This is a genomic window from Pectobacterium polonicum, assembly GCF_005497185.1.
Taxonomy (GTDB): domain Bacteria; phylum Pseudomonadota; class Gammaproteobacteria; order Enterobacterales; family Enterobacteriaceae; genus Pectobacterium; species Pectobacterium polonicum.
In genome coordinates this window covers 32,471-44,981 of the sequence record NZ_RJTN01000016.1, presented here as the reverse complement: position 1 = coordinate 44,981, position 12,511 = coordinate 32,471, and the positions used below count along the sequence as shown (strand labels likewise).

Below are 12,511 nucleotides of genomic sequence, written 5' to 3'. Positions count from 1 at the left end.
TTATCCGTGTAATTAATAGCGCTTCATAATCCCCTTGATCAGGTTTTTCCTCTTCAAGGGGAGGTGTTTTTTAGCGATATATCACAAAAAAGTGCAATCTCTGTTCGTTCTCAGCCTGTTGGCTTGTGGAAACGTGATAGCAATCAAACATTGTGAACGCTATTTATTTTACTCTGCGTAAAAATTAAAGGGGGCTAAGACACCCCAACTCGCAAAGGCCATCCTCCCCACCTTTGCTTATAGATGAAGTATCAGAAGTAAAAGCACTATTACTCAGGAGCACACTCAATTATGTTCAAGAATGCATTCGCAAACCTGCAAAAAGTAGGTAAGTCGCTAATGCTGCCCGTATCCGTACTCCCTATCGCAGGTATTCTGCTGGGTGTCGGTTCGGCCAATTTTAGCTGGTTGCCTACAATTGTCTCCAGCGTCATGGCACAGGCCGGTGATTCGGTATTTGCCAACATGCCGCTGATTTTTGCTATTGGTGTTGCCCTGGGCTTCACCAATAACGACGGTGTTTCCGCACTGGCGGCGGTGGTGGCTTATGGCATCATGGTGAAAACCATGGCTGCGATCGCGCCGCTGGTTCTGAATCTACCGGCTGCCGAGATCGCTGCGAAGCACCTGGCGGATACCGGTGTTCTCGGCGGGATCATTGCCGGTGCGATTGCCGCGTATATGTTTAATCGCTTCTACCGCATTCAGTTGCCTGAATATCTGGGCTTCTTTGCCGGTAAACGCTTCGTGCCGATTATTTCGGGCCTGACGGCGATCATTACTGGTGCGGTGCTGTCTTTCATATGGCCACCAGTTGGTAGCGCGATCCAAACGTTTTCACATTGGGCTGCGAATGAGAACCCGATGTTAGCATTCGGTATCTATGGGGTCGTTGAACGTTCTCTGGTGCCGTTTGGTTTGCACCATATCTGGAACGTCCCTTTCCAAATGCAAGTGGGTGAGTTCACCAATGCGGCAGGTCAGGTTTTCCACGGCGATATCCCGCGTTACATTGCTGGTGACCCGACTGCGGGTAAATTGTCCGGTGGCTTCCTGTTTAAAATGTACGGTCTGCCAGCTGCGGCTATTGCTATCTGGCATTCAGCTAAGCCAGAAAACCGCGCGAAAGTGGGCGGCATCATGATCTCTGCGGCGCTGACCTCGTTCCTGACGGGGATCACCGAGCCAATTGAGTTCTCCTTCATGTTTGTTGCGCCGATCCTGTATGTGATCCATGCGATTCTGGCGGGTCTGGCTTTCCCAATCTGTATCCTGTTGGGTATGCGTGATGGTACAAGCTTCTCCCACGGTCTGATCGACTTCGTGGTACTGAGCGGCAACGGTAGCAACCTGTGGTTGTTCCCGATTGTAGGTCTGTGCTATGCGTTGATTTACTACACCATCTTCCGCGTTCTGATTGCCAAACTGAACCTGAAAACGCCAGGCCGTGAAGACAGCTCATCTGAGCAAACCTCAAAGGACAGCACAGAAATGGCTGCCGCTCTGGTTAGCGCGTTTGGTGGTAAAGAAAACATCACTAACCTGGATGCGTGCATCACCCGTCTGCGCGTTAGCGTAGGCGATGTGGCTAAAGTTGATCAGGCTGGCCTGAAAAAACTGGGCGCAGCAGGGGTGGTTGTGGCTGGTTCCGGCGTTCAGGCAATTTTCGGTACGAAATCCGATAACCTGAAAACTGATATGGACGACTACATCCGTAACCACTGATGGGTTGTTGGGGAGTTGCAAAAAAGGGGCGAAAGCCCCTTTTTTTTATGGTCAGCGCGGCCTCATTCCTTTCCCTGAGATTGCCGGGCGTAAACCACCAGACGCAGATGGCGATCTTCATCGATGATCAGCGACGTATGCTCGAAGGCTTCAGTCTTGCCGTCGATCATCAGTTGCCGCACGCCGCTGCACGGGGCGTGTACCTCATGCTGTCGCCACCACGTTTTGAAATCTGGCGATACCTGCTCCAATTCGTCTACCAGCTCATGAATATCGGCCTCCTGCGTCGCGCGTGCGAAATCGCGGCGAAAGCTCGATAGCATCTGTGGAGCCTGTTGCTCCCAGCCGATAAATCGCTCATGCAGTAACGGATCGGTGAACAGCAGCCAGAGCAGATTACGTCTCTCGGAAGGATGCGCGTCAAAGCCGAAAAGCTGGTTTGCTGGTTCATTGAAGGCCAGCACGTCCCAGCGCAGGTTGAGTATATAGGCAGGATGCGGAGCCAGATCGTGCATCAGACGCCGTACCAGCGGCGGCACCACGCACCACGTCTTACCCGGTTCGGCTGGTGGTCGCTCATGCGCCAGCAGGAACAGGTGGCGGCGTTCAGCGGCATCGAGCTTGAGTACCCGTGCCAGGCTGTCCAGAAATGCGGCCGATACACCGATATCACGTCCCTGTTCGAGCCAGGTGTACCACGTCAGACCCACGCCAGCTAATGCCGCCACTTCCTCGCGCCGCAGTCCAGGCGTGCGCCGTCTTCCACCGCTAGGCAAACCCACATCCGTGGGTGATACCCGTTCGCGGCGTGCGCGCAAAAAAGCAGCCAGATCGTGGCGAGTTCTTTCCAATGTTCTCATCGTTTACCGCATTGCTTTTAGTAATAGCATAAGTGGTTAAATTGTAATTGTTTAAAAAGGATTTGAGAATGATGGCGTCATCACTTTCGATACGCAAACTCTCGATATGCAAGGATACATAAGATGAACTCAAATTATCGCGCGTCGGCACTGCCTACGCCGGCTGTCAATAGTCCGCCGTGGCTTGGCCTGTCTGTGCTGCTCATGGCGGGCTTTGTCACGATTTTCGATCTGTTCGTGGTCAATGTCGCTATTCCCAATATGCAGGCCGATCTGGGCGCTAGCTTTGCACAGATCGGTTTTATCGTAGCGGGTTACGAACTGGCTTTTGGTGTGCTGCTGATTACGGGCGGTCGGCTAGGGGATATGTTTGGGCGACGTCGCCTGTTTGTCGTGGGGATGGCCGGATTTACGATCGCTTCTGCGCTGTGCGGGTTAGCGCCCGGTGCCGGGCTTCTGATTGGCGCGCGCATCTTGCAAGGGCTTGCGGCTGCGCTACTGTTCCCACAGGTTTATGCCTCTATTCGCGTTAACTTTAACGGCCACGATAGCCGCCGAGCCTTTGGACTACTGGGGATGACGTTAGGGTTGGCTGCTATCGCGGGTCAGGTACTGGGGGGATGGCTGGTACATGCTAACCTGTTCGGACTAGGCTGGCGCAGCATCTTTCTTATCAATGTTCCCATCGGTTTGCTGGCTATCGTAACTGCAAGATTGATTCCAGAATCCTGCACGCCACAGCGTCCTTCACTGGATTGGACGGGGGTGGTGCTGGTTAGCGTCGGGCTGACACTGTTACTGGTGCCGCTGATTGAAGGGCCGGGACAAGGGTGGCCGGCATGGTGTCTGTGGATGCTGGTTGCTGCGGTTGCCCTGTTGGGGATTTTTTACCGTCAACAGGAACGGCGGCAAATGGCGGGGCATCTTCCGTTGGTTGATATGCGTCTGCTCGCACAGCGCTGTTTCCTGCTGGGTGTGTTGCTGGTGCTGCTGGTGTATTCCACATCCAGCTCCTTTTTCCTGTGTTTTGCCTTGCTGGTGCAAACTGGGCTGGGGCTTGATCCCTTTCTCGCGGGGAGTATTTTCGCGCCTTGTAGCGTGGGTTTTGTCCTGGCGTCGCTCGCTGCGCCGCGCCTGATTGCCCGCTGGGGTACGTCTGCCATCATCGTGGGGGCGCTGGTTTACGCGGTTGCCATTGGACTGTTGGTTACGCAGGTGCAGATCGCGGGGGCGGATCTGGTGGCTACACGACTGATCCCCGTGTTGATTGTAGTTGGCGCAGGCCAAGGTTTCATTATGACTCCGCTGTTGAATCTGGTGCTGGGGTTTGTCGATGGGCCTCAGGCCGGTATGGCATCGGGCGTGATCTCAACGGTTCAGCAGGTTGGGGCGGCGTTGGGTGTGGCTGTGGTTGGCATCTTGTTTGGCACCGAGCTGGCTACAGGCGATGGTGCCATTGCACAAGCGGATCAATACGTTTCGGCCTTTGTAGTGGGAATGCTCTACAACGTGGGCGCGGCTTTGCTGGTGTGCATCCTGTTGCTGATGTTGGTGAGAACGCCGCGGTCGTTTAACTGAAAAAGGAAAGGGCGCGGTAGACATTCGTCGACTAGTATCAAATTCTTGCCGCAGTAGTGATAGCGTGGCTATTTCTGGTATAAGACGGGTTTTTTCTGAGTGTCGTATTTTGACCACCCGCGCCAGAAATGGATAAAGAAGGTTGAAAGAAATGGAATATGTCACTCATACTGCCTACATGACGTCGTTCAACGCCAGCTTTAACAAGGAAATCAATCATGGCTGAAGAAACCATTTTTAGTAAAATCATTCGCCGGGAAATTCCTGCCGATATCGTGTATCAGGATGAACTGGTCACCGCCTTCCGTGATATCGCGCCCCGTACGCCAACGCATATTCTGATTATCCCGAATGTATTAATCCCTACCGTTAACGATACGGCCCCCGAGCATGAAGCGGCGCTGGGACGTATGGTGACGGTTGCGGGAAAAATTGCACAGCAGGAAGGCATTGCAGAAGACGGCTATCGCCTGATCATTAACTGCAACCGGCACGGCGGACAGGAGGTTTATCACATCCACATGCATTTGGTTGGCGGTCGTGCATTAGGGCCTTTGCTGGCGGATTAAGTTAGACAATCAGGTGAGAACACCATCATGCGAGTAAACCATGCGTAACCCGATGCTTTTTCTGTCTGCGTGTTTGATGATGGGAATGCTGGCGGGCTGTAGTGCGCCAAAGGTGCTGACCATCAATGAGCGGCAAACGCTGGTATTGGATGCGCCGGTGCTGTCAGCCGGTATTACGGCGGGGAATCCGTCGCTGGATTCAGAAAATGGCCGACTGCGTGCTTCTTCCTCCGTCAGCAATGATGCTTCACACGCGGTGACCGTGCATTATCGCTTCTATTGGTATGATGAGAACGGGCTGGATGTGCTGCCTTTTGAAGAGGTGCAGTCTATTGAAATCCCGCCACAGACGGAAATGACGGTTTTTTCAACGCGCAGTAGTCCCAATGCGCGTCAGGTTCGTCTTCATCTGTTTTTGTAATGGTGTGCTGAGAGAGAAAATATGAAAAAGTATCTAGGGGTGATACTGGCGGCATTGGTACTGACTGGGTGCCCCAGCCGTCCGCCGGAGCCCACCGAACCGCCTGCGACGATTGAGCCGGTTGAGCCTCAAGTGCCGACCACACCAACGCCGCCGCCGGGGGAATCTGTACCGCAACCGCCTAAAATCCAGACATTGAACTGGGAAGCCAGCATTAACCCGCTGGTGGCACAGATGTTGAAAGCTGATGGCGTCACGCCAGGCAGCATACTGTTGGTGGATAGCGTGAAAAACAACACCAATGGTTCACTGCCAATAGCGAAAGCGACAGGGGCGTTGTACAGCGCGCTATCCTCCGGTAAGGCCTTCACGCTGGTGCCGCGTGAGCAACTGGCTACCGCAAAACAAACGCTGGGTTTGTCGGTTGACGACAGTCTGGGGTCGCGCAGCAAGGCAATTGGTCTGGCACGTTATGTCAGCGCGCAGTATGTGCTGTACAGCGACGTCAGTGGCGACGTGAAATCGCCGCAGATCGACATGCAGCTGATGCTGGTGCAGACCGGTGAAATTGTGTGGTCAGGCAATGGCGCCGTTCAGCATTAAACAGGCGGGTATCCAGCAGCACCTGACTACGGCGATCCAGAAACATTTTCCAGCCGTGGAGATGGATGATATTCGCTTTGAATTAGTTGGCGGATTAAGCAGTAAAAGTTGGCGTATCCGTGGTCCTGGCATTGAGTGGCTTGCGCGGCGACAGTCGCCAACTGAGCGAAAAATGGGCGTTAATCGCCAGCGAGAGTTCGCTTTGCTACGGCAGATGTCAGCGATAGGGCTTGCGCCACGGCCACTGCTGTGGCGCGATGGCTGGCTCATTGTTGAGTGGGTGCCGGGGCGTATTGCCACCTCTGATGAGTTCCTGATGATGCTGGTGAATGGCGAAGTAGCGCGGACATTGTCCCTGCTTCATCGTCTGCCGTGTAGCGGCCATCCTGTCGATCTCAAAACGCTATTTGCTCAACATTGGCAGTTGATGGACCCACGGCGCCGTTCGCCTGCGCTGTTGCGCGCCCACCATTATTTTCAGCGTACTGCATTACCCACGCCGTTGGCTCTGGCTCCCCTTCATCTGGATGTGCATGCGGAGAATCTACTGATTACGCAGCAAGGCACGATGCTCATTGACTGGGAATATGCCTCAGATGGCGATATCGCCTTTGAGCTGGCGTTCATTGTGCGAGCTAGTCAGATGGAAAGCGTGGCGCAAAGGCGTTTTCTACAAAACTATCAGCAGTATCGGCGAGGGTTTTCCGTGAGCCGCCTCCAGCAACAGATGACGCGGTGGTTTCCCTGGGTCGATTATCTGGTATTGATGTGGTTTGAAATTCGCTGGCAGCAAACAAAGAACCCCGAATTTTTAGCAGAAATCCCCGCACTCTATCAGCGGCTACAGCTGGTCCATCGGCTCTAGTCTGGTTGACGGCGTGATGTTGCGGTAGTGACCATTTTACTCAGTTGTACTATCTAAAGAATGAGGTTTTTGTGGGTCCGGTAATGTTAGATGTCGCCAGCTATGAGCTGGATGCAGAAGATCGTGAAGTGTTGGAACATCCGCTGGTTGGCGGCGTGATTCTGTTTACCCGTAATTTTCATGACGCGGCGCAGTTACGTGAACTTGTACGCCAAATCCGCGCCGCATCGCGCGAACGTCTTGTCGTTTCTGTGGATCAGGAAGGTGGACGCGTTCAGCGTTTTCGTGATGGGTTTACCCGTTTGCCTGCTGCACAGGCATTTGCTGCATTAAATAGCCTGTCGGAAGCTCAGCGGTTAGCGGAAGAGGGCGGCTGGCTGATGGCGGCAGAAATGATTGCGATGGATATCGACATCAGTTTTGCACCGGTGCTGGATATCGGTCACCAGAGTGCGGCGATTGGAGAACGCTCGTTTCACGAACAGCCAGAAACGGCGTTAGCGGTGGCGCAGAGTTTTATTCGCGGTATGCACTGCGCGGGTATGAAGGTCACGGGTAAGCACTTTCCCGGCCACGGAGCGGTCAGCGCCGACTCACATAAAGAAACGCCGCGCGACCCGCGTCCGCTTGCGGAGATTCGCGCACACGACATGCTGATTTTTAAAGAATTGATCCAGCGCCAGCAGTTGGATGCGATCATGCCTGCCCATGTGATTTACACTGAAGCCGATCCGCGTCCCGCCAGCGGCTCACCCTACTGGCTTAAAACGGTACTGCGTGAAGAGCTGGGTTTTGATGGCATCATTTTCTCTGACGATCTCTCGATGGAAGGTGCCGCCGTGATGGGCAGCTATCCCGAGCGGGCTCAGGCGGCGTTGCAGGCTGGATGTGACATGATTCTGGTCTGTAACCATCGTGAAGGGGCGGTCAGCGTGCTGGATAACCTGTCCCCGGTCAAAGCGGAGCAACTGACGCGCTTATATCATCAGGGTTCGTTTTCTCGTCGGGAACTGCTGGATTCGCCACGCTGGAAGCAGGCTAATCAGGCGCTCACATTACTCAGCGAGCGCTGGCAGGCGCATAAAAATGGCGAGAAATAGGCAACTTAGTCTGCGGTGAGGATGAAAGATGATTATCTATTTACACGGTTTTGACTCGACCAGCCCCGGCAACCATGAAAAGGTCCTGCAGCTTCAGTTTATTGATGAAGATGTTCGGCTGATTAGCTACAGCACGTTGCATCCGCGTCATGATATGCAACATCTGCTCAAGCAGGTGGATAAGACGATTCAGCAGTCTGATGACGATCGCCCGCTGATCTGTGGCGTGGGGTTGGGGGGCTTCTGGGCCGAACGCGTCGGTTTCCTGTGTGATATACGACAAGTTATCGTTAATCCTAACCTTTTCCCGCAGGAAAACATGAGCGGGAAAATCGATCGTCCAGAAGAGTATCTGGATATCGCCACGAAGTGCGTGGCGAACTTTCGTGAAAAGAACCGCGATCGCTGCATGGTGATGCTCTCTCGTCAGGATGAAATGCTCGACAGCCAGCGTAGTGCGCAGACGTTGGGAACGTATTATGAGATCGTCTGGGACGATATCCAGACGCATAAATTTAAAAGCATCTCCCCCCATTTGCAGCGAATAAAAGCCTTCAAAACGCTCGGTTAACCCTGCGTTAGCGATGACTTGTTAACGGCTGCTGTCGTTCCTTCTGGTATCCTTTTTTGAGGGGGATCAGGAGGAATGACGCAGTTTATTTACTTTCCTTATTTCATCCAGCGGCGCAGATGCGCACGATTCAGCATTTTCTCTTCGCGCAGATTTCTGCTAATTCACTGAAATAAAGATGGAATTTTCTCGCTAAAAACCTGCTCGACAAAATAAATTGATATATATCAATTTTGGTATGACCAAATAACCTAGCGTGCTATTCTTGCAGCAGATATCAGGCTTAACTTACGCGAACCCTATGTTATATAAGGATATTATTTTTTACTCTTTATTAACGATTGGTTCACATTTTAGGGGGTCATTTTGACATCACCAACCAAAAAAATTGTCATTGTCGGCGGGGGAGCTGGCGGACTTGAACTTGCTACAAGTTTAGGCCACAAGTTAGGACGCAAGAAAAAAGCGGAGATCACGCTGGTGGATCGTAACCATAGCCACCTGTGGAAACCGCTGCTGCATGAAGTGGCAACCGGCTCGCTGGACGACGATATGGATGCGCTGAGCTATCTGGCGCACGCCCGCAATCACTATTTCCAATTCCAACTGGGCATGTTGACGGATATCGATCGTGAACAGCAGCAGATTCAACTGGCTGAGGTGTGTGACGAGCAAGGCGATGTGCTGGTCGCAGCACGCCGTATTCCGTATGACATTTTGGTGGTGGCATTAGGCAGCGCCTCAAATGACTTCGGCACGCCGGGCGTGAAAGATCACTGTATTTTCCTGGATAACCCGAAACAAGCCCGTCGTTTCCATAATGAAATGCTGAATTTGTTCCTGAAATTCACGGCAAATCAGGAAGAAAAAGAGCGCGTGAACATCGCGATTGTGGGCGGCGGCGCGACAGGGGTCGAGTTGTCTGCGGAATTGCATAACGCGGTGAAACAGCTGCACAGCTACGGCTTTGACGGGCTGGATAACCAAACGTTGAATGTGACGCTGGTTGAAGCGGGCGAACGTATTCTGCCTGCGCTGCCGCCGCGTATTTCAGCGGCTGCACATCACGAGCTGAACAACATTGGCGTCCGCGTGCTGACGAAAACCATGGTAACCAGCGCAGAACGTGGCGGTCTGAATACCAAAGACGGTGAATTTATCGACGCCGACCTGATGGTTTGGGCGGCGGGCATCAAAGCACCGGATGCGATGAAAGAGATTGCCGGTCTGGAAACCAACCGGATTAACCAACTGGTGGTTGAGCCGACGTTGCAAACAACGCGCGATCCCAACATTTTCGCTATTGGCGACTGTGCATCCTGCCCGCAGGAAGGCGGCGGGTTTGTGCCACCGCGTGCGCAGGCGGCTCACCAGATGGCATCACGCTGCCACAGCAATATCATCGCGTTGCTGAACGGGCAAACGCTGAAACCTTACGTCTATAAAGATCACGGTTCGCTGGTTTCGCTGTCTAAATTCAGTACGGTGGGTAGCCTGATGGGGAACCTGATGCGGGGTTCTGTGATGGTAGAAGGGCGGATTGCACGTTTCGTGTATATCTCCCTCTATCGTATGCACCAGGTTGCTCTGCATGGCTATGTTAAAACTGGCCTGATGATGTTGGTCGGTGGGATCAACCGGGTGATTCGCCCGCGTCTGAAACTGCATTAATCCATCGCCGCTGACAGCTTTCTGATACGGGCGCGAATGCGATTTCGCGCCCGTATTCTTTTCTGTCAGCAGCCATCTTTTTACTTACTCAGTAACCCCCTCTTTCCGTCAATCTACTCACTCCTCTGTTTCTGAGCCGTAGCGCGATGGACTACTTCTCTGCTATGGCAGTATAAAATATCGTCCTATTGGCAATTCTAGTTAAGATAATTCCCAAATGACGCTTTTATGTTACGAATCTGACACTTTTGGTTAATGAGTCTTATTGCGAGAGTGTGAAACATTGTGCAGACTTTCCACTGTTTACAGATGGCGTAGCACGCACGCCGAAAATTCTGAATGCTGATATTCAGAAGGAACCATCGGATTCATCGCGTTAAACGCGAGTTGGCGTAAAACAATGTTTCGCCAGGATTGCAGGTGGGGAATGCGTGAGAATAGATTCGGGAGGTATCCTGTGAACAAATCAATGTTAGCGGGTGTAGGTATTGGTGTGGCTGCGGCATTGGGTGTGGCGGCGGTGGCGAGTATGGACGTCTTTTCCTCTAAACCTCAGTATGCACAGGTGCTAACGGCAACACCGATTAAAGAAACGGTCAAAACACCTCGCCAGGAGTGCCGCAATGTTAGCGTGACTCACCGTCGTCCGGTACAGGATGAAAACCAGATTGCTGGATCGGTATTGGGTGCTGTGGCTGGTGGCGTTCTGGGACATCAGTTTGGTGGCGGACGCGGTAAAGATGTCGCGACGGTAGCGGGGGCGCTGGCAGGCGGTTATGCAGGTAACCGCGTACAAAGTGGTATGCAGGAAAATGATACGTACACGACACAGCAGCAGCGTTGTCAGACGGTGTACGACAAATCACAAAAAGTTTTAGGTTATGATGTCACCTATAAAATCGGCGACCAGCAGGGCAAAATCCGCATGGATCGCGATCCGGGTACACAAATTCCAGTAGATCGAAACGGGCAATTAATTCTGAATCAACAGAGCTGATTGACCCCAACATCTACGGTTTTGCGCTGACACCATCTCTAAAAACCGCGAGCGACCTGAAGAAGGTGCTCGCGTTTTTTTTATTATACGATCTTCCTGCTCTCAGCCAGTTTCATGCTCAACGATAACAATATGGAGACAGCTGCAAATCCAGCGGCCAGCCAAAGCGTCGTAATCAGGCCAGAGCTATCGACTATCTGACCGCTTACCTAAGCGGTTTAACCGTCAAACGGCCTTGGGAAGGGAGGCTGGATGTTCCCGAAAACGCAGGTATCCCCATAGCGCGACCAGCAGCACTAAAACGCCAGCGCACAGCGCCACGGCGAATCCGGCTTGGGTTCCATCGTCATCAACAATGTGGCCTGATAAGGCTGCGCCCACCGCCACACCGATGTTTAGCCCCGCCAGCAGCCAGCTCATGCCTTCGGTTAAACGGTGTTCAGACACCAAACGTTCGACCAGCGACATCGCTACGATCATGGTGGGGGCGAAGAACAGCCCGGCAATCAGTACGGCCGCAGCCAGTGCAGGAAGACTGCTAACCAGCAACAGGGGGAGTGTGGTGATTGCCGTTGCCAAACCGCCTAGCAATAGCAGGTGATGCAGTGCAGTTCGCAGCTTGAGAGCACCGAACAGCAGGCCAGCCAGACAGGAACCGACCGCATAAGCCGACAACACCAGACTGGCCGATGCCGGTTGACCACGCTGTTCGGCGAAAGCGACGCTGACGATATCCACAGTGCCAACGATGATGCCCATCGCGACCATCAACAGCGCTAGCAGGCGGATGTTTGTCTGCTTGATCACCGACCCTGAACGATCCGTGCTGACATCCTGCGCTTCTACCGGCGGTTCGGTGCCGCGCTGTGTCACCAGTGCGAACACGCCAACAATCAGCAAAAGTGTCGCTGCCAATGGGCCCGCCTGAGGGAACACGGCTACGGATAGCCCGACAGCTAGCGGGGGGCCGGCGATAAAAGTGACTTCATCGAGTACCGTCTCCAGCGAGTAAGCGGTTTGCAAACGAGGCTGCCCGCGATAGATGGCTGTCCAGCGGGCTCTTACCATCGCGGACATGCTGGGCATGAACCCCGCCAGCAAGGCTCCGATGAATAAGCTCCAGTCAGGCGCTTGCCACCAGGTGCTGGCGAGCAGAAGCAGCATGCCGATCGTACTGACGGTGGTTGCAATCGGTAGCACGCGGCCTTGCCCGTGGCGATCGACCAGACGGGAAGTTTGCGGTGACAGCAGCGCGTAGGCCAGCACAAAGGTGGCAGATACCGCTCCCGCCAGCGCGTAGCTGCCACGCAACTGCGACAGCATGGTGATAATGCCGATACCTGTCATGGGCAGTGGCACCCGTGCTAACAGGCCAGCTAGCGCAAAGCCCTTGGTGCCGGGTGCGGTGAAAAGTTCTCGATAAGGATTGACCATCTCATTCTCCAAAGTGAATCCACTTGCCACCGCGCTGTGGCACAGCGACAATACATACAGAGCGTATGAATAAAAGCATATATTCATACGGATTGAATGTAAATAATCATACGATGT

At 53.3% G+C, this 12,511-nt stretch carries 12 protein-coding genes; 10 read left to right on the top strand and 2 right to left on the bottom strand.

What is annotated here, in order from left to right; translation table 11 throughout:
• The first annotated feature begins 291 nt into the window (after nucleotides 1-291).
• Nucleotides 292-1,725: a PTS glucose transporter subunit IIBC gene (gene ptsG / locus EDI29_RS15535; protein ID WP_137741619.1), complete on the top strand. Its 1,434-nt coding sequence runs from the start codon at nucleotides 292-294 to the stop codon at nucleotides 1,723-1,725.
• A 62-nt stretch (nucleotides 1,726-1,787) separates the two neighbouring features.
• Here the strand turns inward: ptsG and EDI29_RS15530 are convergent, their stop codons facing one another.
• Nucleotides 1,788-2,585, bottom strand: a complete 798-nt coding sequence (locus EDI29_RS15530; RefSeq protein ID WP_137741618.1) for a helix-turn-helix transcriptional regulator — start codon at nucleotides 2,583-2,585, stop codon at nucleotides 1,788-1,790.
• A 123-nt stretch (nucleotides 2,586-2,708) separates the two neighbouring features.
• On the opposite strand from EDI29_RS15530, the gene EDI29_RS15525 reads away from it, so the two are divergent.
• The 9 genes from EDI29_RS15525 to EDI29_RS15485 all read left to right on the top strand — a co-directional run bounded on the left by EDI29_RS15525 (nucleotide 2,709) and on the right by EDI29_RS15485 (nucleotide 10,960).
• Nucleotides 2,709-4,163 carry an MFS transporter gene (locus EDI29_RS15525; RefSeq protein WP_137741617.1) on the top strand — a complete coding sequence of 485 codons (1,455 nt, stop codon included), beginning with the start codon at nucleotides 2,709-2,711 and terminating at the stop codon, nucleotides 4,161-4,163.
• A 218-nt stretch (nucleotides 4,164-4,381) separates the two neighbouring features.
• Nucleotides 4,382-4,732, top strand: a complete 351-nt coding sequence (gene hinT, locus EDI29_RS15520; RefSeq protein WP_039323234.1) for a purine nucleoside phosphoramidase — start codon at nucleotides 4,382-4,384, stop codon at nucleotides 4,730-4,732.
• Nucleotides 4,733-4,772: 40 nt separating this feature from the next.
• On the top strand, nucleotides 4,773-5,153 hold the full coding sequence (locus EDI29_RS15515; RefSeq protein ID WP_137741616.1) for a YcfL family putative periplasmic lipoprotein: 381 nt from the start codon (nucleotides 4,773-4,775) through the stop codon (nucleotides 5,151-5,153).
• A gap of 21 nt (nucleotides 5,154-5,174) precedes the next feature.
• A complete protein-coding gene (lpoB, locus tag EDI29_RS15510) occupies nucleotides 5,175-5,756 on the top strand; it encodes a penicillin-binding protein activator LpoB (protein ID WP_137741615.1) in 582 nt (193 codons plus the stop codon).
• On the top strand, nucleotides 5,737-6,621 hold the full coding sequence (gene thiK, locus EDI29_RS15505; RefSeq protein ID WP_137741614.1) for a thiamine kinase: 885 nt from the start codon (nucleotides 5,737-5,739) through the stop codon (nucleotides 6,619-6,621). The genes lpoB and thiK overlap by 20 nt, the downstream gene beginning before the upstream one ends.
• Nucleotides 6,622-6,692: 71 nt before the next feature.
• Nucleotides 6,693-7,721 (top strand): beta-N-acetylhexosaminidase, encoded by a 1,029-nt coding sequence (gene nagZ / locus EDI29_RS15500; RefSeq protein WP_137741613.1) that lies wholly within the window; start codon nucleotides 6,693-6,695, stop codon nucleotides 7,719-7,721.
• A gap of 28 nt (nucleotides 7,722-7,749) precedes the next feature.
• Nucleotides 7,750-8,292, top strand: coding sequence for an alpha/beta hydrolase YcfP (gene ycfP / locus EDI29_RS15495; protein ID WP_010297273.1), 543 nt, complete (start codon nucleotides 7,750-7,752; stop codon nucleotides 8,290-8,292).
• A gap of 366 nt (nucleotides 8,293-8,658) precedes the next feature.
• On the top strand, nucleotides 8,659-9,963 hold the full coding sequence (locus tag EDI29_RS15490; protein WP_039359595.1) for an NAD(P)/FAD-dependent oxidoreductase: 1,305 nt from the start codon (nucleotides 8,659-8,661) through the stop codon (nucleotides 9,961-9,963).
• A 457-nt stretch (nucleotides 9,964-10,420) separates the two neighbouring features.
• Nucleotides 10,421-10,960, top strand: coding sequence for a glycine zipper 2TM domain-containing protein (locus EDI29_RS15485; RefSeq protein WP_137741612.1), 540 nt, complete (start codon nucleotides 10,421-10,423; stop codon nucleotides 10,958-10,960).
• A 225-nt stretch (nucleotides 10,961-11,185) separates the two neighbouring features.
• Here EDI29_RS15485 and EDI29_RS15475 read toward each other — a convergent pair whose 3' ends face one another.
• A complete protein-coding gene (locus EDI29_RS15475) occupies nucleotides 11,186-12,394 on the bottom strand; it encodes an MFS transporter (protein WP_137741611.1) in 1,209 nt (402 codons plus the stop codon).
• Between the last annotated feature and the right edge of the window lie 117 nt (nucleotides 12,395-12,511).